Raw genomic sequence first — 21,726 nt, 5'->3', positions numbered from 1 at the left:
GACGCACTTTCATCTGCCAAACACTCCAATCATCGGCATACCGTTGTGAACGACTTGAAGGCCTCAGGACTACACCTTCCGATGAAGTCCAAACCGCCGCGTCACACCTGCATATTCATGATGTCGTGATAAGCCGACACCAGCTTGTTACGCACCTGCACAGTAGCCTGGAAGGCGATGCTCGACTTCTGCATGGCGATCATGGTGTCCGACAGGCTGACCGTGTCGTCCCCCATGGCGAAGCGCTTGCCGAGTTCCTGCGCCTGCGCTGACTTGTTGCTCACTTCCTGCAGGGTCGACTGCAGGGCGTCAGCGAAGTCGAGCTTGGCAGCGGGCTTGGCGCCGAGCGCGGACGGCGCGCCAGGGACGACCGCGGCCGCGGCGGATGCCGGCTTGGTCGCCGCCGCCTTCAACTGCTCCATCATCGCCTGGATACGGCTGTTGTCGATACCGCCGATGCCGCCAATACTCATGTTCTTCTCCTGCGGTTTGTTGCCTTGTAGAATCAAACCATTGATCTCAGGCTGTCAGAATATCAGCGCCGGGGCAAATCCGAAGGGCGAAGAAGACCGTAAAACGCCCCCTGTTTCCGGGTTTGGATGTTGCCCCACGGCTCCATAATGCTGCCTGAGCTCCCGATAATCCAACCCGAAAACCACCACACCATGGCAGCAGCAGCGGAAGAAATCCTCGATACGCGTCCGGCCCAGTCCGGCGTCCCGGCCTTTTTCCAGACGACGATGGGCAAGCGCATCGCCGTCGGCGGCGGCGTGGCCATCATCCTGGCGCTCATGGTGGCGGTCTGGATGTGGAGCCAGGCGCCGGAATACCGCGTGCTGTTCTCGAACTACAGCGACCGCGACGGCGGCGCCATCACCGCCTCGCTCGACCAGATGGCGGTCCCCTATAAATTCTCCGAAGGCGGCACCGCGATCCTGGTGCCGGCCGAGCAGATCCACGACCTGCGCCTGAAGCTGGCGGCCCAGGGCCTGCCCAAGGGCGGCAACGTCGGCTTCGAACTCATGGAAAACCAGAAGCTGGGCACCTCCCAGTTCCTGGAACAGATCAATTACCAGCGTTCGCTCGAAGGCGAACTGGCGCGCTCGATCCAGTCCCTGGGTTCGGTCGGCGCCGCCCGCGTCCACCTGGCCCTGCCGAAGCCCTCCGTCTTCGTGCGCGAACAGCAAAAGCCCACCGCTTCGGTCCTGCTGAATCTGCAGCCGGGCCGCGCCCTCGATCCGGGCCAGGTCAGCGCCATCGTGCACCTGGTCGCGTCCAGCGTGCCGGAACTGACCATCGGCAACGTCACCGTGGTCGACCAGAACGGCGCCCTGCTGTCGGACACCTCGAACAAGGGCGCCGGCAGCAAGCAGCTCGACGCCACCCAGCTCAAGTACGTCGACACGGTCCAGCAGAACATCATCAAGCAGGTCGAATCGATCATCAAGCCGATCGTCGGCGAAGGCAATGTGCGCGCCGAGGCGACCGCCGAGATCGACTTCGCCCAGGTCGACACCGCGGCCGAGATGTACAAGCCGAATTCGCCGCCGGAGCCGCAGGCCATCCGCAGCCAGCAGACCTCGGAGTCGTCCCAGCCGGGCGCCGGCGCCTCGGGCATTCCGGGCGCGCTGTCGAACCAGCCGCCGGGCGTGAACGCCGCCCCGGTCGAAGGCCAGCTGCCGCCGGGCGGCCAGCCCGCCGCCGGTCCGAGCCGCAAGGATTCGACCACCAATTTCGAAGTCGACAAGACCATCCGCTACGAACAGCGCCCGATGGGCGGCATCAAGCGCCTGACCGTGGGCGTGGTGGTGAACTACCGCCGCATCGTCGATCCGAAGACCGGCAAGGTCACCGTGCGCCCGCTGGCCGCGGCCGAAGTGGCCCAGATCAACGAACTGGTGAAGCAGGCGATGGGCTACAGCCAGGCGCGTGGCGACACCCTGAACGTGGCCAACGCCCCGTTCGACGGCGTCGACAAGCCGGCCGAAGAGATCAAGCCGCTGGAATGGTGGAGCGATCCGGCCAACTTCCCGCTGTTCAAGGATATCGCCCGCTACGCCTTCGTGGCCGCCGTGATCGCCTTCCTCTACTTCCGCTTCCTGCGCCCGCTGCTGCGTCCGGCGATCAAGAAGTTCGACGAGGCCACCGCGATGCCGGAGGAAGAAGAAGTCGACGAGGAAGCCGAAGAAGCGGCCGCGGCGGAAGCCGAGGCGGCCGCCGAGGAAGAGATCGAAGAAGTCGAGCAGCAACGCCGGGCGCAGGGTTACCGCGCCAACCTGAAGGTGGCGCAGGATCTGGCGCGCGAAGATCCGCGCATCGTGGCTAACGTAATCAAGGCATGGTTGGGTTCCAATGAGTGATAAAGACAAAGACGCCACCAACAAGGCGGCAATCCTGATGCTGGCGCTGGGCGAAGCGGAAGCGGCCGAGGTCATGAAATACCTCGGCCCGCGCGAAGTGCTCAAGCTGGGCGCCGCGATGGCGCAGATGAAGGCGGTGCAGCACGAGCAGGTGGTGACGGTGCTGGAAGACTTCGTCGAGGAAACCAATCTTCACTCGACCGTCGGCCTGGATTCGGACGAATACATCCGCCAGGTGCTGACCAAGGCGCTGGGCGACGACAAGGCCGCCGTGCTGCTCAACCGTATCCTGGGCGGCAAGGACGCCTCGGGCATCGAGAGCCTGAAGTGGATGGACGCGACCTCGGTCGCCGAACTCATCCGCAACGAGCACCCGCAGATCATCGCTACCATCCTGGTCCACCTCGAGCGCGACCAGGCTTGCGAAATCCTGGCAAACTTCACCGAGCGCTTGCGTAACGACGTGGTGTTGCGTATCGCCACCCTGGACGGCGTGCAGCCTGCCGCGCTGCGCGAGCTGAACGACGTGCTGACCAAGCTGCTGTCCGGTAACGAGAACATCAAGAAGTCCTCGCTGGGCGGCGTGCGTACCGCGGCCGAGATCCTGAACTTCATGAGCGGCGAGCAGGAGTCGGCGGTCATGGACAACATCAAGAACTACGACAACGACATGGCGCAGAAGATCATGGACGAGATGTTCGTGTTCGACAACATCATCGACATCGACGACCGCGGTATCCAGCTGCTGCTGCGCGAAGTCCAGTCCGAGATGCTGATCATCGCCCTGAAGGGCGCGTCGCAAGACCTGCGCGAGAAGATCTTCAAGAACATGTCGCAACGTGCCAGCGAAATGATGCGCGAGGACCTGGAGTCGAAGGGTCCGGTGCGCCTGTCCGAAGTGGAAACCCAGCAGAAGCAGATCCTGCAGATCGTCCGCCGCCTGGCTGACGAAGGCCAGATCGTGCTGGGCGGTAAAGGTGAGGATTCCTTCGTCTGATGGTGATTCCGAAAGAACAGCAAAGCGCCTACCAGCGCTGGGAAATGGCCTCGTTCAACGAGCGCCCCGCCCCCGCGCCGGCGCCGGCACAACAGGCCCCTGTGGAAATCATGCCCCAGGTGGTGTTGCCGAGCGTGGAAGAAATCGAGGCGATGCGCGAAGCCGCACGCCACGAAGGCTATCTGCAGGGTTTGCAGGAGGGCCGCGAACAAGGCTATGCCGAAGGCCGGGCCCAGGGCTATGCCGACGGCGCCGAGGCCGGCCAGACCGAGGCCGCCACCGAGCTGGAGCACGTGCGCGCGATCGCCGCCACCTTCGGCGACGCGGTGGCCGCGGCCGACGAGACCATCGCCGCCGACGTGCTGGAACTGGCCCTGCGCCTGGCGCGCGGCATGGTGCGCACCGCCTTCGACGTGCGCCCCGAGCTGATCGTGCCGGTCGTGCGCGAAGCCATCGGCTACCTGCCGGTGCTGCAGCAGCCTGCCCTGCTGAGCCTGCACCCGGAAGACGCCCTGATCGTGCGCCAGACCATGGCCGACGAACTGACCAAGGGCGGCTGGCGCATCATCGAGGACGCCAGCATGGCGCGCGGCGGCTGCAAGGTCGAGACCGCGAGCAACCAGATCGACGCCCAGGCCCAGGCACGCTGGCACCGCCTGACCCATGCGCTGGGCGCGAATATCGAATGGATGGGGCAGTAAGATGAGCAGCGCAGGCGCCGACGACCGTCACACCGCACGCTGGAAGAGCTACCTGCGCGACTGCGACGCCCTGGTGGGCTTCGCCGAGCCGATGCAGGTCTCGGGCCGCGTCACGCGCGTGGCCGGCCTGGTCATGGAATGCGTGGGCCTGCGCCTGGCCGTCGGCAGCGCCTGCACCATCCCCACCGCCAACGGCTTCATCGAGGCCGAAGTGGTCGGCTTCGAAGGCGAGCGCCTGTTCCTGATGCCCCAGAGCGACGTCGAAGGCGTGGTGCCCGGCTCGCGCGTGCATCCGGTGGAAGGCGTGCTGCCGAAACCGGGCAGCGTGCCGCACCCGCGGCGCCGCCCGAGCGACCGCGCGCGCCACCTGCCGGTGGGCGAACAGCTGCTGGGCCGGGTGGTGGACGGCGCCGGCCGCCCGCTCGACGGCCTGGGGCCGCTCGGCACCCACGAAGTGGGCCCGCTCAACGCGCGCCCGGTGAACCCGCTCGACCGCGCTCCCATCAAAGACACCCTGGACGTGGGCGTGCGCGCCATCAACGCCATGCTGACGGTGGGCCGCGGCCAGCGCCTGGGCCTGTTCGCCGGTACCGGTGTCGGTAAATCGGTGCTGCTGGGCATGATCGCCCGCTATACTGAAGCCGAGGTGATCGTGGTCGGCCTGATCGGCGAACGGGGCCGCGAGGTGAAGGAATTCATCGAGCAGATCCTGGGCCCGGAAGGCCGCGCCCGCTCGGCCGTGGTGGCCGCGCCGGCCGACTCCCCACCGCTGCTGCGCCTGCAGGGCGCCGCCTACGCCACCGCGATCGCCGAGCATTTCCGCGACCAGGGCAAGAACGTCCTCCTGATCATGGATTCGCTGACCCGCTACGCCATGGCCCAGCGCGAGATCGCCCTGGCCATCGGCGAGCCGCCGGCCACCAAGGGCTATCCGCCCTCGGTGTTCGCCAAGCTGCCGGTGCTGGTCGAACGCGCCGGCAACGGCCTCGAGGGCGGCGGCTCGATCACCGCCTTCTATACGGTGCTGTCCGAGGGCGACGACCAGCAAGACCCGATCGCGGACGCGGCGCGCGGTATTCTCGACGGCCATATCGTGCTGAACCGCCACCTGGCCGAAGCCGGCCACTATCCGGCGATCGACATCGAGCAGTCGATCTCGCGGGCGATGCACGGCATTACCACCCACGAACACCAGCTGGCCGCGCGCAAGCTCAAGCAGCTGTACTCGCGCTACCAGCGCTCGCGCGACCTGATCGCCGTGGGCGCCTACGCCGCCGGCAGCGACCCCGTGCTCGACCAGGCGATCGCCAAGCATGGCGATATCGAGGGTTTCCTGTGCCAGGAAATCTTCGACAACGCCAGCTTGCCTGAGAGCTTGGGGCAACTTACCTCTCTATTCCAGTAATGAAAGGATACCGGGCGGCACTATACTGTGACCCACTATGGCCCAAGCATCCGCTCTCGAAACCCTCATCGACCTGGCCCAGCGCGAATCCGACGCGGTGGCCAAGCGCCTCGGCGCGGCCTTGAAGGCCGTCGAGGAGGCCGAGCAGAAGCTGGACATGCTGACCGGTTACCGCGACGAATACGCGAACAAGCTCGATGCCGCCCAGCTGGCCGGCATCACCCCTTTCGCGTATCACAACTTCGTCGCCTTTATTGGCAAGCTCGACAACGCATTGAATGGCCAGCGCGAAGTCATCAAGCACGCGCAGTACAAGGCCAATATGGAAAAAGCGGCCTGGCAGGAGAGCGAGCGCAAGCGCCTGTCCTACCGCACGCTGAGCGAACGCGCCGCCGCCGAGGCCTTGCAGCTCGAAAACAAGCGCGACCAGAAACTGATGGACGACCACGCGGCCCGTGGCGCCCGCTACAAGCAACGCTGAACCAGACGCCGAGACGATCATGACGATGCAATCCACCACCCTCCCGTTCCAGGTTGCCGGCGCCAACGCCGCCAACGCCCAGCCGCAACGCGCGAATGCCCTGCCGGGCGCGGCCGCCGATGGCGGCAAGGCTTTCGGCGACACGCTGTCGCGCGAGCTGGCCCAGCGCCAGGCGGCGCCCCAGCCGCAGGCTGCACCCGCCGCGGCCCAGAACAAGCCGGCCGCCAAGCCGAACGGCGGCGACAAGCCGGCGCCAGCCCAGTCTCAGCGTACCGCACAGCGCGAACCGGCCAGGCAGACCCAGGCCGCCGCACCCAAGGACGACGCGCCCGCCGCCAAGACCGCGCAGGCCGAGGCCGCCGAAGGCAGCGAGGAAGGCAAGGACGCGGCCGCGGCCAGCGCCGCCGCCGAAGCGGCGACCACGCCCGTGACCGACATGCTGGCCTTCATGGCCAGCCTGGCCCAGCCGGCCGCTGCACAGCCGGTGGCGGCCGAAGGCACGGATGCCGCGCTGCAGGCGGCCTTCCAGCAGATCAAGGCCCAGGACGGCCTGGCCGCCACCATGCCGGCCGAAGGCGACGCACTGACGCAGGAAGCATCGTCAGGCGGCATCACCCTGCCGACCGGCCTCGAACGCGCGCCGGCCGAGCTGCGCACGACCCAGGACGCGGCCTCGCAATCCGCCGCCCAGGCCAAGCCGGAAGCGGGCCAGTTCCAGGCCCAGCTGCGCGAAGCCACCCAGCAAGACGCGGCCGCCACCGAGGCGCCGGCGCCGAGCGTCACGCAGCTGCAGGCCCAGGCCGCCAAGCTGGAAGCCGTGCAGCCGGCCGCCGTGCCGGGCGACCGCATCCCGGCCCGCGTGGGCAGCCAGGGCTGGGACAACCAGGTCAGCCAGCGCATCGTCTACATGGTCGGCAAGGAACAGGCCGCTACCCTGACCCTGAACCCGCCGGATCTCGGCCCGGTGCAGGTGGTGCTGAACGTGAGCAACGACCAGGCCAGCGTGCAGTTCTCGTCGAACCAGCTGGAAGTGCGCCAGGCCCTGGAAAACGCGATCCCGCGCCTGCGCGAGATGATGAGCGAAAGCGGCATCGCGCTGGGTAATGCGACGGTCGACGCCGGCACGCCCGACCAGCGCCAGGCTTCGCAGGACGGCGAGCGCCGCGGCAACGGCGGCGCCGGCGGCCTGAACGGCAATGGCCGCGATGGCGGCGGCGATACGGCCGAGAGCGCACCGCGCGCGGCCCGCACCGTGGCGCTGGGCGAGCGCGGCATGGTGGATACCTTCGCCTGATTGCAACTACAGGACGTCATTCCCGCCTTCGCGGGAATGGCGTTTTTACGCTAACAAAAGACAGCCAGGCGACTAGCACGAGCAGGCCCGCAAGCCGCCTTTTTTCATTCCGTCATCACGCGCACACAACAATCGTGGAGAATGCCGCCTCTTCCGCCCTCTTTTCGCGGCTTGCCCAGGCGCATCTATCCGCGACAATGCCATAATGTCGTTCACCATCATAGGTAGCAGGTAATCTTGAAAGCGAATCCCAAAGCGAAGGCCGATCCGAAAGCGGATGCGGCAGATGCGGCCCCGGCGGGCTCGAAGAAGAAACTGATCATCATGATCGTCGCGGCGGTCCTGGTGCTCGGCGCCGGCGTGGGCGGCGGCTGGTATGTCAGCCAGTCCGGCGCGCATGCCGAGGAAGCGCCGGCCAAGGAAAGCAAGAAGAAGAAAAAGAAGGACGACGACGTCAAGGCCGAGTACGTGCCGGTCGAGGCCTTCACGGTCAACCTGCAGCCGGAAAACGGCGAGCAGTATTTGCAGGTACAGTTCACCTTGCAGATCGCCGGTCCGGAACAGGTCCAGCTCATCAAGGACAACATGGCCGTGGTGCGCAACCGCGTGCTGCTGCTCCTGTCCGGCAAGAAGGCCTCCGAGATCAGCACCGTCGAAGGCAAGCAGCAGCTGGCGGCCGAGATCCAGGCCGCCGTCAAGGAACCCTTCGAGAAGGACGGCGACGAACAGGAAGTGACCGACGTATTGTTTACCTCATTCATTATTCAGTAAGTCATCGATAAAGAAGCACCATGGCCGATAATTTCCTCTCACAGGAAGAAGTCGATGCCCTCTTAAAAGGGGTCAACGGCGATCAGGACGACATTGCGACGCCTGAAGACACCTCGGGGGTACGCACTTATAACCTGGCAACGCAGGAGCGGATCGTCCGCGGCCGCATGCCGACGCTCGAGATCATCAACGAGCGTTTCGCCAGGTATTTGCGGGTCGGCCTGTTCAACTTCCTGCGCCGCAGCGCCGAGGTCTCGGTGGGCTCGGTGCGGGTCTCGAAGTACAGCGAATTCATCCGCAACCTGGTGGTCCCCACCAACCTGAACCTGATCCACATGAAGCCGCTGCGCGGCACCGCGCTGATGGTCTTCGATCCGGGCCTGGTGTTCCTGCTGGTGGACAACCTGTTCGGCGGCGACGGCCGCTTCCACACCCGCGTGGAAGGCCGCGACTTTACCCAGACCGAGCAGCGCATCATCATGCGCATCCTCGACATCGTGTTCGAGGCCTATGCCAAGTCGTGGGAGCCGGTGTACCCGGTCGAGTTCGAGTACATCCGTTCCGAGATGAACACCCAGTTCGCCAACATCGCGACCCCGAACGAGGTCGTGGTGTCCTGCACCTTCACGATCGAGCTGGGCTCGGTGTCGGGCCAGATCCACTTCTGCATGCCCTACTCGATGATCGAGCCGATCCGCGACGCCCTGACCTCGAGCCTGCAGGGCGAGGCCCTGGAAGTCGACAAGCGCTGGGTGCGCCTGATGACCCAGCAGATCCAGGTGGCCGAGGTCGAGCTGGTGGCCGTGCTGGGCCACGGCAAGGCGAACTTCGACGAGATCCTGAACATGAAAGTGGGCGACGTCATCCCGCTCAGCGTGCCGGAAACCCTGCAGGCGACGGTGGACGGCGTACCCGTGATGGATTGCAGCTACGGCGTGCACAACGGCCAGTACGCGCTGAAGGTCGAGAAACTGCTCGCCAATAGCGACACGTTCAGCAAATAACCCATAGAATTGGCCAGGCGCAGCCGGCCGCAAGCAAACCAGGAGAACCACATGTCTGACACCCAGGACGACCAGAGCGGCCTCGACGACGATTGGGGCGCGGCGATTGCCGAGCAGGCCGCGGCCGAAGCGGCGGCGCTCGAGCGCCAGCAGCAGGCCGCCGCCGCGGCGCCGCCCGCTGCCGCCGCCGTGTTCAAGGATTTCTCGAACAAGGGCGCGCGCAACGAGACCCCGAACGACATCGACTTCATCCTCGACATCCCGGTCCAGCTGACGGTGGAACTGGGCCGCACCAAGATCGCCATCAAGAACCTGCTGCAGCTGGCGCAGGGCTCGGTGGTCGAGCTGGACGGCCTGGCCGGCGAGCCGATGGACGTGCTGGTCAACGGCTGCCTGATCGCGCAGGGCGAGGTCGTGGTCGTGAACGACAAGTTCGGTATCCGACTCACTGATATTATCACGCCATCGGAACGGATACGAAAACTGAATAAATGACAAAGCGCAACGTCGCGGTAACCGACATCGTAGGGTTGGCAGCTTCGCTGCCGACGCGTTCAGGCACAGCCGGCACGACCGGCAGACATGTGTTGACCGCGTCGGCGGCAAAGCCGCCAACCCTACGCGTTTTTGCGGCGGCGTTGCTGTTTGCCCCCCTGGCCGCCTGCGCAGCTCCACTGCCGGCTGAGCAAGCCGCGCCCGCCGTCCAGCAAACCACGCCCGCCCCCGCGCCCGTGCCGGCGCCGGCTCCGGTCCCCGAGGCGGCCGCTCCCGCCCCTGCCGCCCAGGAACCGGCCACCACCCCGCGCCGCGCCGGCGAAACCACCACCGGCCGCGTCCCGGCTCCCGCGCGCCCGGCACCATCGGTCTCCCCGGTCAACACCGCTCCCGTCCCGGCCCCGCTGCCGGCCGACGGCGCCCAGGTGCCCGCAGGGGTCACACCGCAAGCGCCTGTCGTCGCTCCCGCGCCCGCCCCGGCCGAACAGACCCCGCGCGCAGCCCTGCCGGGCTCGCCTTCCAGCCCCGCCGCCGGCAGCCTGATGCAGACCATCCTGGCCCTGGTCCTGGTGCTGGCCGTGCTGGCCGGCCTGGCCTGGTTCCTGAAGCGCTTCGCGCCCAAGATGATGGGCGGCGCCAACAGCAACCTGCGCATGGTCGGTTCGCTCAACCTCGGCGGACGCGAACGCATCATGGTGGTCGAGGTGGGCGACCAGTGGATCGTGGTCGGCGCCTCGCCCGGCCGCATCAACGCGCTGGCCACCATGCCGCGCCAGGCCGGCGTGGAGGGCGGCGCCACCGTGGCCGCCACGGGCGCCGCGCCGTCCGGCAGCTTCTCGGACTGGCTCAAGAACACGATCGACAAACGCAATGCGAAATAAGAAGACATGGCTGGCGCTGGCGACGGGGCTGATCGCCCTGCTGCCGCTGCTGGCGGCCGCCCAGCCCGGCATCCCGGCCTTCAACACCAGCGCGGCTCCGGGCGGCGGCACCCAGTATTCGCTGCCGGTGCAGACCCTGCTGCTGCTGACCTCCCTCACCTTCCTGCCGGCCGCGCTGCTGATGATGACCAGCTTTACGCGCATCATCATCGTGCTGTCGCTGCTGCGCCAGGCGCTCGGCACCCAGACCGCGCCGCCGAACCAGGTGATGGTCGGCCTGGCCCTGTTCCTGACCCTGTTCGTGATGGGGCCGACCTTCGACCGCATCTACACCGAGGCCTATGTGCCCCTGCAGGAGAACCGGATCCAGATGACCGAGGCCATGAACCGCGGGGTCATCCCCCTGAAGGAATTCATGGTGAAGCAGACCCGCCAGTCCGACCTGGCGCTGTTCGTCAAGATCTCGCGCACGCCGGCCCTGCAGGGACCGGAAGACATTCCGCTGCGCGTGCTGATCCCGGCCTTCGTCACCAGCGAGCTCAAGACGGCCTTCCAGATCGGCTTCGCCATCTTCATTCCCTTCCTGATCATCGACATGGTGGTGGCCTCGGTGCTGATGTCGATGGGTATGATGATGATGTCGCCCGCCGTGATCGCCCTGCCGTTCAAGCTGATGCTGTTCGTGCTGGTCGACGGCTGGCAATTACTGCTGGGCTCTCTGTCCCAGAGCTTCTACTGAGGGCCGACACATGACTCCCGAAAGCGTGATGACCATGGGCCGCACAGCCATGGAGGTGACCCTGATGGTGTCGGCGCCGCTGCTGCTGGTGGCCCTGATCATCGGCCTGATCGTCAGCATCTTCCAGGCCGCGACCCAGATCAACGAGGCGACCCTGTCCTTCATTCCCAAGCTGATCGGCATCTTCGTCGCCCTGGTGGTGGCCGGGCCGTGGATGCTGTCGGTGATGCTGGACTATATGCGGCAGGTGTTTACCGGGATTCCCGGTCTGATCGGGTAGCGAGCCCATGGCTGCGCTGCTTGAACGCGTCGGCGGCGGAGCCGCCGGCCCTACGGGATGCTGAGCCTGACGTCGGGGGAGATCAACGCCTGGATCGCGGGGCTGCTGTGGCCCCTGACGCGCATCCTGGGGCTGATCGCGGCCGCGCCGCTGTTCGGCAATGCGGGCGTGCCGGTGTCGGTCAAGGTCGCGCTGGGCGTGCTGCTGGCGGCTGTGATCGCGCCGATCGTGCCGGCCGTCCCGGCCATGGACCCGACCTCCTGGGCGGGCCTCCTGATCATCGTGAAGGAACTCCTGATCGGGGTGGCCATGGGTTTCGCCATGCGCATCGTGTTCGCCGCCATCGAATACGCTGGCGAAGTCTCCAGCATGACCATGGGCCTGGGCTTCGCCATCTCCTTCGACCCCAACACGCGCGGCCGCTCTGCGGCCGTGGCCCAGTTCATGTCGCTGGTGGCGACCATGGCCTTCCTGGCCGTGAACGCCCACCTGGCGCTGCTGGAAGCGCTGGCGGAAAGCTTCATCACCTTGCCCATCACCAGCACGCCCTTCTCGGGCAACGCGCCGCTGGAGCTGGTGCGCTGGGGGTCGCGCATCTTCTCGGCGGGGCTGCAGCTCTCGCTGCCGATCGTGGCCGCGCTCCTGATCACCAACGTGGCCCTGGGCATCCTGACCCGCGCCGCGCCCCAGCTGAATATCTTCGGCATCGGCTTCCCCGTCACCCTGGGTGTGGGTTTCCTGACCCTGAGCCTGGTCATGCCCTACCTGGGCACGCCCATCCTCAACCTGTTCAACCAGGGCATCGAGGCCGGACGCGCGATCCCGCGCGCCGGGGCGGTGCGGCCGGGCGCGGGGCCGCCGGCGCCGGCCGGTCCGGTGCAGCCGGCGCCGGGCTGACGCCCATTCCTCATGCCGGGATGCGGGCGACCACCTTGATCTCGAACTGGAAGCCGTAGAGCCAGGTTACGCCCACGGCCGTGGCGTTCGGGTACGGGGCTTCGCCCCAGTAGTCGCGCGCCACCTCCCAGATCCGTTCGAAGTGCGTGGCCGGATCGACGATGAAAAGGGTCACGTCCACCACGTCGTCGAAGCTGCAGCCGGCCGCGCCCAGCACCGCATTCAAGTTCTCGAAGGCGCGCCGCACCTGCCGGTCGAGCTCCGGTTCCGGCGTACCGTCCTCGCGGCTGCCGACCTGCCCCGACACGAACAGGAAGCCGCCCGAGCGTACCGCAGGCGAATAGCGGTTGATGTCATACAGTGCCTGGCGGCCCGGCGGGAATACCACGTCGCGTTTCGTCATTTGCAATCTCCAAAAAATCCAGCCTGCGGCTGGCTGACCTGAAGATTAGTCCTGGCGGCAGCGCCGATAAACGGGCAAGACGTATCAACACTGTTTGTATAATCCAAACAATCAACAGGGAAAGCAGGGAGAGGCCATGGACAGGTTCGATGCGATGCGCGCGTTCGTGCGGGTGGTCGAGGCCGGGAGTTTCACCAAGGCGGCCCAGACCCTCCACCTGAGCAGGACCAGCGTCACCCAACTGGTGCAGCAACTGGAGGCGCGCCTGCGCGTCAAGCTGTTGAACCGCACCACCCGCAAGGTGGGCGTGACGGCGGACGGCGCCGCCTACTACGAACGCGTCGTACGCGTCCTGGCCGAACTGGAGGAGATCGAGACCGGCCTGCCGAACGCCGCGGCCTCCCCCAAGGGCGAGCTGCGCGTGGACGTGCCGAGCCCCTTTGCCAGCATGATCCTGGTGCCGGCCCTGCCCGACTTCCATGCCCGTTATCCCGACCTGCAGCTCGACCTGGGCGTCAGCGACCGCATGGTGGACCTGATCGGCGACAACGTGGACTGCGTGGTGCGCGGCGGCGAGCTGGGCGACCAGTCGCTGGCGGCGCGCCATGTGGCCGACCTGCGGCTCGGCGTCTACGCCGCTCCCGCCTACCTGGCGCGCGCCGGCGTGCCTGGCCACCCGGAACAGCTGCACGATGCGCAGCACCGCATCGTCAGCTTCCGCTCTCCGCGCACCGGCTCCGCCTTCCCCTACGCGCTGGAACGCGGCGGCCAAAGCGTCAGGGTGCACGGACGGCACGTGGTGGCGATCGACGAAGGAAACGCTTATCTCGCCGCGGGACTGGCTGGCCTGGGCGTGCTGTGGCTGCCGGAGTACATGGCGAAGGCGCAGGTCGCGAACGGCGGCTTGACGCGGCTGTTCGAAGACTGGCATATCGCCCCCATGCCCCTGTATGTCGCCTATCCGCCGAACCGGCATGTCAGCAAGAAGCTGCGCGTGTTTATCGACTGGATCGCCGCGCTGATGGCCGCGCATGCGCCCGTGATCCGCCAGGGCGGCGCGCCTGCGCAAGACTCCTGACAGGATCTGTCAGTGCCTCGCCTTAGCATTGCCTTCTGATCAATCTTGCGGAGACGGCAATGCAGCTCTACCACAACCCCCTTTCGTCCAACGCCCGCCGCGTCACCATGACGGCCGCGCATCTCGGCATCCGTCTCGACAGCATCGAAGTCAACCTGATGCGCGAAGACGACCGGCGCCGCCTGGAAGAACTCAATCCCAACGTCAAGGTGCCGGTGCTGGTGGACGGCGAGCTGGTGCTGTGGGAATCCTGCGCCATCATGCACTACCTGGCCGACAGCAAGCCGGACCAGTCGCTCTACCCGCGCGGCCTGGTGCCGCGCACCTGCGTCAACCGCTGGATGTTCTGGGCCTGCCAGCATTTTTCGCCGGCGATCGGCGTCATCGTGTGGGAGCAGGTGTGGAAGAAGCTGGTCGAGGGCGACGCGCCGGATCCGCGCGAGCTGGCGCGCGGGACGGCCGACCTGAAGCGCGCAGCGGCCGTGCTCGACAAGCACTTGTCCGAGCGCGAGTGGCTGGTCGGCGGCTGCGTCACCCTGGCCGAGTATGCCGTGGCGGCGCCGCTCATGTACATGGAACAGGCCAGCTTGCCGCTGGACGACACGCCGCATCTGCTGGCCTGGTTTGCACGGGTGCGGGAGTTGCCGGCGTGGCGCCACACCACGCCGGTGTGGTAAATACGCCCGCCCCTGCCTGGTCAGGAATGCGCGCAGCCTCAAACGAGTTCCAGTTCGATCCCCCGCAGGACGGCGCGCACGCGGTCGCGCACGCCCAGCTTGGACAAGATGCTCGACACGTGGTTCTTCACCGTGCCCTCGCTGACGCCGAGGATGGCGCCGATCTCGCCGTTGCTCAGCCCGCCAGCCATCAGGGCCAGGATCTCGATTTCACGGCGCGTCAGCTCGCCCCCGGCCCCCACCCCGGCGGCAGCGCTTCCCGCCTGCGCGCGCTGGTAGGACGAGCGTACCCGCTCGGTCAGGGCGGGCCGGAACAAGGTGGCCCCTTGCGCCACCGAGCGTACGCCATCCGCGAGCCGTTCCAGCGAGATGTCCTTCAGCAGGAAGCCGCGCGCGCCGGCGCGCATCGCCTCGAACAGCACCGCGTCGTCGTCGAAGGTGGTCAGCATGATCGTCGGCGGCAGGGTCGCTGGCGGACTGCGCAGCAACGCGAGCCCATCGCAGCCGGGCATGCGCACGTCGAGCAGGAGCACATCCAGGCTCGCCGTGGCCAGCATGGCGCGCGCCGCCTCGCCGTCGGCGGCTTCCGCGACCACGCGGATATCCGGGGTCAGGTCCAGCAGCCCGCGGATACCGCTGCGCACCAGGGTCTGGTCGTCGACCAGTCCGACGCGGATCATGCCCCGCCCCAGGCGTGCGGCAGGCGCATTTCCAATGCGAAGCCGTCGCCGCCGCCGTGCCGGTAGCTCAGCGCGCCGCCCAGGTCCGCCAGGCGTTCGCGCATGCCGCGCAGGCCATTGCCTTCGGTGGCGCAGGGCTTGCCGCGGCCGTCGTCGGCCACGCGGGCGACCGTCATGCCCTCGCGCGCCTCGAGCACGATCGTCAAGCACCCAGCCTGCGCATGGCGCAGGGTGTTCGTGACGGCCTCCTGGATGCAGCAGAACAGCGCGTGCGCCGCCGGCGCCGGGTGGCGCGCGGCCTCGGCGTCGATGCGCAGGTCGACCTTCAGCCCGGGCAATCCGGCGCACAGCATCCGCAAGGCCTGTGCCAGGTCGATCGCACGGTCCTCGCGCGTGCTCGTGACAACGCTGCGCACCTGGGCCAGCAAGTCGTGGCTGACATCGCGCGCCGTCGGCAGCGCGGGCGGCGCGGTGCTGCCCGCCTGGCGCAGCGCCAGGTCGAGGTGCAGGTTCAGCGCCGTCAGGTGATGGCCGACCATGTCGTGCAGGTCGCGTGCGATACGCATGCGCTCGGCGCCGCGGACGGTGTCGGCCAGCAGCGACTGGGTGGCCAGTACCTGCGCGTGGGCCGCGGCCAGGGCCTGGCGCGTGCGGCGCTCGTACAGGACCAGCCGGCCGACCAGCGCGAAACCGCCGACGACCACGACGCGCTCGGCGCACAGGTAGCCCAGCAAGGGCCACCGCGGCGGCTGCGCCAGGCGCTGCGACAGGTCGAGCACCAGCAGCAGGTCGACGCCGGCGCCCAGCAGGTACTGGATCGCCAGCCAGGCAAGGGCCTGGCGCAGCGGCAGCAGCATGGCCAGCTGCACCGCGACCAGCAGGTGGAAGGGGATCGAATCCAGCGCCAGCGCGCAGGCCATCTGCACGGCCAGCAAGCTTGTACGCCGCCGCGCCGGGCGGGTCGCGCAGGCGACGGCGGCGCAAGCCACGGCAAGCGCGGCCACCACCGTCTTCGCCAGCGCATAGGCCTGGAAGACCGGCAGCTGCCGCGCCTCGCCAGGCGCCTTCAGCCATTCGAGCGGTCCGACCACCCAGGCCAGCGCGGCCAGGCCGATCGGGTTGTGCAAGGGCGCCCGTTCCACCCCGGCGGTCAGGACCGCGGCGATGTCCAGGCCGGCGAACAGCAGCGCGGTCGCGAGGGCGAGTGTCCAGGGTGGGATGGCGGGCATGCGTCTGGCGGCGGGCGCGGGTGTCATTGTTCGAATGGCAATTTTGGGAGCTGCATTCTCGCAGATGACCTGGAGAAAGTCTGCCCCTTCCTCGCCGCCGGCGTCAGAAGCCGAACTGGAGTCCGACCTGGGCGCGGTTCTGTACGAAGCTCCGGCTGCCTTCGCGTACCCGGCCGTAGTGTTCCAGTTCCGCCGTCAAGGCCACTTTTTCGCTAAGGCGCCAGGCGGCGCCCACGCCCACCATCGCCTTCACCGCGCTCACGTCGAAGTCCTGTGCGCCGGCGCCGGCGAGCTCGAACCGGTTGCGCGCCACACCGAGCTTGGCGAACAGGTCGACCGATGCGCTGACGGCGACCTTGCCGCGCAGCGCCGCATAGAAGGCGCTCATTCCGGCCTTCGGATCGGCGGCGGCGCCGAACTGCGCCTTGTCGAAGCGGGGCTTGCTGCTCGTGCCCGCGTAGCCGCCTTCGATGGCGAAGTGCTCGCTCAGCGGGTAGCCGGCGTAGGCCTTGAAGGCGATGCCGTCGTTATGGTGTTCGATACGCTGGCCAGCGCCGTTCATGACGCCGGCCTTCGAGGGACCGAGGGTAAAGCCGGCATACGCGCGCTCTTGCGCATGGGCCGCGCTCGTGCCGGCGAGGATGAGGAAGAAGACGGCTGCGTGGACAATCTTGTGCATGAATGGTTTTTCCCGTTCTGGTTGAATCGCGGCGCCACCAAGGCGCGGCGAGTGAACGGATTATCGGGAGCCGCGCCGGCGCCCGCATGTGCCGGAAGTCAGGGTGTCATGCGGCCAGGGTCGCGGCATCGCGGGGGCGGAGGCTTTCAGCGGAAAATCCGGTGTCTCCACCCTCCGGGGGCATATTTGCCGCCTTCAAATAGTGATAATGTGACTGTTTTCACCATGCGAGGAGGCGATCATGTTCAAGAAACTGGCGGCGGAAGCACTGGGCATCAGCGATATCGGCATCATCGTCGGGCCGGCGGACTACAGCAAGGTCGATGCGGACGATTACCTGTTCAACGAGGACGGGGAACAGATCTTTTTCCTCATCAAGAGCAAGAAGGACGAGTACTGCTTCACGAACCTGGCGCTGATCCATGTCGACGGCGACTCGGCCGTCTCGTCGAAGCGCTCGATCAAGCGCTACGACTACGCCTCGCACCTGATCTCGAACGTCAGCATCGAGACCGCGGGCACCCTGGACATGGACGTCGAGCTCAAGTTCAACGTCGACAACACGGTGTTCTCGATCGACGTGAAAAAGGCCTTCATCGAACAGCTCAAGGACATCTACAAGGCCTTGATCTCGATCGGCAAGCAGCAGCGGCGCGATGCCGTATGCCGCGACAATGCCTTACGCGCGCTGGACGCCACGGCATCGGTGCACAAGCTGAACATCGCCTCGGCCGAAGGCGCCCTCGCCGGCCATTACGGCGAACTGCTGGCGGCCTTGAACACGGCGATGCTGGAAACGCATACCAAGCGCGATTTCAGCGACGTGTTTACCAAGTACATCCACAACTGAATCCGACAACGACAACGCCCGGTCCGCTCTCGCGGGCCGGGCGCCGGGCCTGGTTATCGGTGGTCAGAGGTAGTTGAACAGCGACAGCCCGGACATCGTCTTGAACGACATCTGCGCCGCCTGCAGGGTGGTCTGCTGCTGCTGGAAGTCCGAGATCGCCTTGACCACGTCGAGGTCCTGCAGGTCCGACAGGGTGCTGGCGTAATGGATGTTGAGGTCGTCGCCGGCGCTGTCCAGGTAGTCGAGTTCCTTCAGGTGGGCGCCCACCGAGGCCTGCACCGTCAGCACGTTGTCGTGCGCCGACTTGAGGTTGTCCATCGCCGTGTTCAGCTGGTTGGTCAGGGCCGCCTTGCCGCTCGAGCCCTCGGCCGGCGAACGCAGGGCCGCGATCAGGTCGGTCACGGTGGTGAACACCGACTGCTTCTCGCTCGGCTGCACGGTGAAGGTGTCGCCGTTGGCCGGCGCGCCCTTGATGTCGAAGGACAGGCCGTCGAAGGAAATCGTCTTGCCCGCTTCGTAGGGCTGGTTGCTCAGGACCGCGGTCGGCGGCACGGTGGTGTTGTCGTTGACGGTATAGGTCGTGACGGCTGGCGTGCCGGTGACGGTGAAGCTGAGGGCGTAGTCGTGGCCGGTCAGGGCCGTGCGGTCGCTGACCGAGCCCGACGAGATGATGGCCGCGCCCGTGTTGGCCGATGCCGCCTGGGTCTGGAAGGTCCCGTTGCCAGTCGGGATCGCTTCGAACACGGCGCTGCCGGACGCCGACAGCGGGACCTTGCGCGAGGCCGCCACCTGCAGCTGCCGCTGGCCCTGGTCGCCCTGGTACTGGGCGCCGCCCGGGGTGCGGTTGAAGGGCTGGGTATTGGCCATGTAGCCCGAGAACAGGTAGCCGCCCGCGCCGTCGGTGGTGTTGGCCACGCCCAGCAGGTCGTCCAGGCGCCCTTCCAGTTCGGTCGCGAGCGCCTCGCGGTCCTTCAGCACCATGGTGCCGTTGCCGGCGTTGACAGCCAGCTGCTGGATGTCCTGCAGCAGGTCGCCCGTATCCTGCAGGGTCGACTCGACATGCGACAGCGTCGAACGCGCGTTGGTGCGGTTGGTGGCGAACTGGGTGTTCATCTCCTGTGCCTGGCTTACTTCGAGCGCGCGCGCCGATGCCACCGGATCGTCGGCCGGGGTCAGGATGCGGCGCTCGGTCGCCAGCTGCATCTGGGTGCGCGCGATGTTGCTCTGCAGCGTGCCGAGCTGGTTGGTGGCGGTGTTGAAGATGTTCAGGGTACTGATGCGCATAGGTTACTCCGGATTCACTCCACAATCCTTAACGGCCGATCGACAGCAGGGTGTCGAAGATGGTGCCGGCGATCTGCATCACCTTGCCGGCCGCCTGGTAGGCCTGCTGGTACTTGATCAGGTTGGTCGCTTCCTCGTCCAGGTTCACGCCCGAGACGTCGCTGGCCGCGCCTTGCGCCTGGGCCAGCAGCGCCTCGCCGGCCTTGGCGTTGACCTGCACTTCACGCGTCTTGTTGCCGACCGTGCTGACCAGCTGGGCATAGGACGACTGCAGGGTCGCGCTGCCGTTGTTGAAGATGTTCTTGGTCTGCAGGTCGCCCAGCAGGCCGATGTTGCGGGTGTCGCCGCTGCCGCCGCTATTGGCGGCGATCTGGAAGGTGTCGCCGTTGCCCGGCGCGCCGGTCATGGTCACGCTGACGCCGCCGAAGCTGTAGGTAGCGCCGTTGGTGAAGGGCACGTTGGCTGCCGGGGCCGGGTAGTTCGTCACCGCGCCGTTGGTGCCGGTCACACTGACCGCCAGGCCGGCCGGGAAGCCCGTCATCTGGCCGGTGGCGCCGTCGTAGGTCAGGGTCACCGGCATGGCCGGGGCCGAGCCCAGGAAGTCGCTGTCGACCTTGCCTTCGCTGATCTTGCCGGTACCGGTATTGGTGAGCGGCGCGCTGGTGGCGATCGGCGCCGCCGCCGCGATCTGCGACACGTCGTTGGCCAGCACCTTGAAGTTGGCCGCGCCATCGATGGTCGGGCGCACCAGGAAATTGTCGCCGGCCTGGGCCAGGCCCGAGACGGTGAACTCGACCCCGTCGATCACCTGGGTGGTGCCGGCCGCGTTGTAGGGCGTGATCGCGGTCGAGGTGTTGTCCGACAGGCGGATCACATTGTAGTTGGTACCGTCGAACTCGACCTTGTAGTCGCTGTCCTTGAGCAGGCTGGGATCCGTCACCTGGGCCGCGACCTGGGTGGTCGAGGCGGTGGCATTGTTGATGTTCTTGCCGACGAAGGCCGGCGACTCGGCAAAGAAGTCGGCGCCCGGCTGACCGTTCGCGTCCAGGCCCAGCTTGTGCTGCTTGTTGAATTCGATCGCCATGCCGAGCGCGACCTTGCCGAGCGCGCTCTGGGCCGGGTCGAGGGTGGTGACGCGGAAGTCCAGCGCGCCGCCGAGTTCGCCGCCGCTGAGGGCGCCGTCCGGCAGCACCGAGACCTTGTTGCCGACCACATAACCGACTTCGAGGCGGGTCAGGTCGGTCGGCGACTTGGTGGCCGCCAGCTGGAAGGCCTGCTGTCCCACCACCAGCGGCTGGCCGCTGCCGATCGACACCGTCAGGCTGTTGTTGTCGCCCGGGGTGACGGTGGCCTTGACCTGCTTGTTCAGCTCCAGCACCAGCTGGTCGCGCTTGTCGAGCAGGTCGTTGGGCGCGCGCTGCTCGGTGGTGGCGAAGTTGCCGATCTGTTCATTGAGCTGGGCGATCTGCTGGGCGTAGGAATTGATGACGTTGACGCTGGCTTCGATCGTGGTATTGACGCCTTCGCGGATCTCGCCCAGGCGCGCGTCGAGCGACTGGAAGCGGGTCGCCATGGTGTCGGCGCTCGAGAGCATGGCCTGGCGCGACGGGATCGAGGCGCGGTTGGCGGCCATGTCCTGCACGCCCTTGAAGAAGCCCTGCAGGGCCGGCGACAGGCCGGCGGTCTGGTCGGCCAGCAGGTTGTCGATCTGCGAAATCTGCGAGTAATACGATTCCAGGCCGCTCACGCTGGCCTGGGCGGTGCGCACCTGGGTGTTCAGGAATTCGTCGCTGTAGCGCTTGATCTGGGCGATCTGGGTGCCGGTGCCCATGAAGCCGACGCTGCCCATGTCGAGCGCGGTCGTGGTCGATTGCACCACGCCCTGGCGGCTGTAGCCGGGCACGTTGGCGTTGGTGATGTTGTGGCCGGTCGTGGACAGGCCCGCCTGTGCCGCGAACAGGCCGCTCTTGCCAATGCTGAGTAGGTTACCGGCCATGTTGTCTTCTTTCTCTCACTCTCTACGTTGACGGCAGCTTTTTCGGAAACTTGATGGATCTTCGATCAACATCGGTCCGGTCAGGCCAGCGAATTCTTGATGATGCGGGTCAGCTTGGCGGCGTAGTTCGGGTCGGTCGCATAGCCGGCGCGCTGCAGGCCGTGGGCGAAGGCGGCCGCATCGCCGCCGCTGGCCAGCACTTTTTCATAGCGCGGGTTCTTGGACAGCATGTTGGCGTAGTCCTTGAACGATTCCGCCGGCGAGTCGTAGGCGCGGAACTTCTCGACCTTGGTGTGCGGGCGGCCGTTGACGTACTCGGTCGTGACCGAAGTGGCAACCTTGCCTTTCCAGCCAGGACCGGCCTTGATGCCGAACAGGTTGTGGCTGTTGCTGCCGTCGGCGTTGCGGATCATGCGCTTGCCCCAGCCGCTTTCCAGCGCCGCCTGGCCGAGCATGAACTTGGCCGGCACGCCGGTGGCGCGTTCGGCTTCGGCCGCATGGACGTGCAGCTTTTCCTGGAACGAACGCACATGCGGCGCCTGGAT

The 21,726-nt window shown here is 66.8% G+C and carries 24 protein-coding genes; 16 read left to right on the top strand and 8 right to left on the bottom strand.

Annotation, left to right across the window (positions count from 1 at the left end):
- Positions 1–101: 101 nt before the first annotated feature.
- The gene (gene fliE, locus V7778_RS22610; protein WP_335559468.1) at positions 102–473 is read right to left on the bottom strand and encodes a flagellar hook-basal body complex protein FliE; all 372 of its coding nucleotides are present in this window, start codon (positions 471–473) and stop codon (positions 102–104) included.
- A 192-nt stretch (positions 474–665) separates the two neighbouring features.
- Here fliE and fliF point away from each other — a divergent pair, with 192 nt between their 5' ends.
- From fliF to fliR, 13 genes are all read left to right on the top strand, one after another.
- A complete protein-coding gene (fliF, locus tag V7778_RS22605; protein WP_335559466.1) occupies positions 666–2,360 on the top strand; it encodes a flagellar basal-body MS-ring/collar protein FliF in 1,695 nt (564 codons plus the stop codon).
- Positions 2,353–3,357 carry a flagellar motor switch protein FliG gene (fliG, locus tag V7778_RS22600; protein ID WP_211522389.1) on the top strand — a complete coding sequence of 335 codons (1,005 nt, stop codon included), beginning with the start codon at positions 2,353–2,355 and terminating at the stop codon, positions 3,355–3,357. The genes fliF and fliG overlap by 8 nt, the downstream gene beginning before the upstream one ends.
- Positions 3,357–4,058: a flagellar assembly protein FliH gene (gene fliH, locus V7778_RS22595; protein ID WP_335559464.1), complete on the top strand. Its 702-nt coding sequence runs from the start codon at positions 3,357–3,359 to the stop codon at positions 4,056–4,058. The genes fliG and fliH overlap by 1 nt, the downstream gene beginning before the upstream one ends.
- A 1-nt stretch (position 4,059) precedes the next feature.
- Complete coding sequence (fliI, locus tag V7778_RS22590) at positions 4,060–5,463, top strand: flagellar protein export ATPase FliI (RefSeq protein WP_335559462.1); 1,404 nt, start codon at positions 4,060–4,062, stop codon at positions 5,461–5,463.
- Between the two features lie 37 nt (positions 5,464–5,500).
- Positions 5,501–5,944 carry a flagellar export protein FliJ gene (gene fliJ / locus V7778_RS22585; protein WP_335559460.1) on the top strand — a complete coding sequence of 148 codons (444 nt, stop codon included), beginning with the start codon at positions 5,501–5,503 and terminating at the stop codon, positions 5,942–5,944.
- A gap of 19 nt (positions 5,945–5,963) precedes the next feature.
- Complete coding sequence (locus tag V7778_RS22580; RefSeq protein ID WP_335559458.1) at positions 5,964–7,238, top strand: flagellar hook-length control protein FliK; 1,275 nt, start codon at positions 5,964–5,966, stop codon at positions 7,236–7,238.
- Between the two features lie 237 nt (positions 7,239–7,475).
- A complete protein-coding gene (fliL, locus tag V7778_RS22575; protein ID WP_335559456.1) occupies positions 7,476–8,009 on the top strand; it encodes a flagellar basal body-associated protein FliL in 534 nt (177 codons plus the stop codon).
- A gap of 20 nt (positions 8,010–8,029) precedes the next feature.
- Positions 8,030–9,013, top strand: a complete 984-nt coding sequence (gene fliM, locus V7778_RS22570) for a flagellar motor switch protein FliM (protein WP_211520759.1) — start codon at positions 8,030–8,032, stop codon at positions 9,011–9,013.
- A 51-nt stretch (positions 9,014–9,064) separates the two neighbouring features.
- On the top strand, positions 9,065–9,508 hold the full coding sequence (fliN, locus tag V7778_RS22565; RefSeq protein WP_335559453.1) for a flagellar motor switch protein FliN: 444 nt from the start codon (positions 9,065–9,067) through the stop codon (positions 9,506–9,508).
- A gap of 143 nt (positions 9,509–9,651) precedes the next feature.
- The gene (fliO, locus tag V7778_RS22560) at positions 9,652–10,389 is read left to right on the top strand and encodes a flagellar biosynthetic protein FliO (RefSeq protein WP_335559451.1); all 738 of its coding nucleotides are present in this window, start codon (positions 9,652–9,654) and stop codon (positions 10,387–10,389) included.
- Complete coding sequence (gene fliP / locus V7778_RS22555) at positions 10,379–11,128, top strand: flagellar type III secretion system pore protein FliP (protein ID WP_335559449.1); 750 nt, start codon at positions 10,379–10,381, stop codon at positions 11,126–11,128. Before fliO ends, fliP begins: the two co-directional genes overlap by 11 nt.
- A gap of 10 nt (positions 11,129–11,138) precedes the next feature.
- On the top strand, positions 11,139–11,408 hold the full coding sequence (gene fliQ / locus V7778_RS22550) for a flagellar biosynthesis protein FliQ (RefSeq protein WP_020654801.1): 270 nt from the start codon (positions 11,139–11,141) through the stop codon (positions 11,406–11,408).
- Positions 11,409–11,465: 57 nt separating this feature from the next.
- The gene (fliR, locus tag V7778_RS22545) at positions 11,466–12,305 is read left to right on the top strand and encodes a flagellar biosynthetic protein FliR (protein ID WP_335559445.1); all 840 of its coding nucleotides are present in this window, start codon (positions 11,466–11,468) and stop codon (positions 12,303–12,305) included.
- A 10-nt stretch (positions 12,306–12,315) separates the two neighbouring features.
- On the opposite strand, the gene V7778_RS22540 is transcribed toward fliR, so the two are convergent.
- Positions 12,316–12,708, bottom strand: a complete 393-nt coding sequence (locus tag V7778_RS22540) for a RidA family protein (RefSeq protein WP_335559443.1) — start codon at positions 12,706–12,708, stop codon at positions 12,316–12,318.
- 136 nt (positions 12,709–12,844) lie between these two features.
- Between V7778_RS22540 and V7778_RS22535 the strand changes: the two genes are divergently transcribed.
- Both V7778_RS22535 and V7778_RS22530 read left to right on the top strand, forming a co-directional pair.
- Entirely contained in the window at positions 12,845–13,786 is a 942-nt protein-coding gene (locus V7778_RS22535) for a LysR family transcriptional regulator (RefSeq protein WP_335559442.1), read from the top strand.
- Positions 13,787–13,845: 59 nt separating this feature from the next.
- Positions 13,846–14,463 (top strand): glutathione S-transferase family protein, encoded by a 618-nt coding sequence (locus V7778_RS22530; protein ID WP_335559440.1) that lies wholly within the window; start codon positions 13,846–13,848, stop codon positions 14,461–14,463.
- A gap of 38 nt (positions 14,464–14,501) precedes the next feature.
- Here V7778_RS22530 and V7778_RS22525 read toward each other — a convergent pair whose 3' ends face one another.
- From V7778_RS22525 to V7778_RS22515, 3 genes are all read right to left on the bottom strand, one after another.
- Positions 14,502–15,143 carry a response regulator transcription factor gene (locus tag V7778_RS22525; RefSeq protein ID WP_335559438.1) on the bottom strand — a complete coding sequence of 214 codons (642 nt, stop codon included), beginning with the start codon at positions 15,141–15,143 and terminating at the stop codon, positions 14,502–14,504.
- On the bottom strand, positions 15,140–16,372 hold the full coding sequence (locus V7778_RS22520) for a sensor histidine kinase (RefSeq protein WP_335559436.1): 1,233 nt from the start codon (positions 16,370–16,372) through the stop codon (positions 15,140–15,142). Before V7778_RS22520 ends, V7778_RS22525 begins: the two co-directional genes overlap by 4 nt.
- Before the next feature lie 103 nt (positions 16,373–16,475).
- Entirely contained in the window at positions 16,476–17,051 is a 576-nt protein-coding gene (locus V7778_RS22515) for an outer membrane beta-barrel protein (protein WP_335559434.1), read from the bottom strand.
- Between the two features lie 241 nt (positions 17,052–17,292).
- On the opposite strand from V7778_RS22515, the gene V7778_RS22510 reads away from it, so the two are divergent.
- Positions 17,293–17,901: a PH domain-containing protein gene (locus V7778_RS22510; RefSeq protein ID WP_335559432.1), complete on the top strand. Its 609-nt coding sequence runs from the start codon at positions 17,293–17,295 to the stop codon at positions 17,899–17,901.
- A 63-nt stretch (positions 17,902–17,964) separates the two neighbouring features.
- Here V7778_RS22510 and flgL read toward each other — a convergent pair whose 3' ends face one another.
- From flgL to flgJ, 3 genes are all read right to left on the bottom strand, one after another.
- On the bottom strand, positions 17,965–19,185 hold the full coding sequence (gene flgL, locus V7778_RS22505; protein ID WP_335559430.1) for a flagellar hook-associated protein FlgL: 1,221 nt from the start codon (positions 19,183–19,185) through the stop codon (positions 17,965–17,967).
- A gap of 28 nt (positions 19,186–19,213) precedes the next feature.
- Entirely contained in the window at positions 19,214–21,181 is a 1,968-nt protein-coding gene (gene flgK / locus V7778_RS22500; protein ID WP_335559429.1) for a flagellar hook-associated protein FlgK, read from the bottom strand.
- Positions 21,182–21,261: 80 nt separating this feature from the next.
- Positions 21,262–21,726 (bottom strand): flagellar assembly peptidoglycan hydrolase FlgJ (flgJ, locus tag V7778_RS22495; RefSeq protein WP_335559427.1); only part of this gene is annotated, 465 nt, incomplete at its 5' end.

The sequence above is a fragment of the Massilia sp. DD77 genome (assembly GCF_036961685.1).
Lineage (GTDB): Bacteria > Pseudomonadota > Gammaproteobacteria > Burkholderiales > Burkholderiaceae_D > Telluria.
The sequence above is the reverse complement of the archived record's forward strand: the minus strand, read 5'-3'. Positions and strand labels throughout refer to the sequence as shown.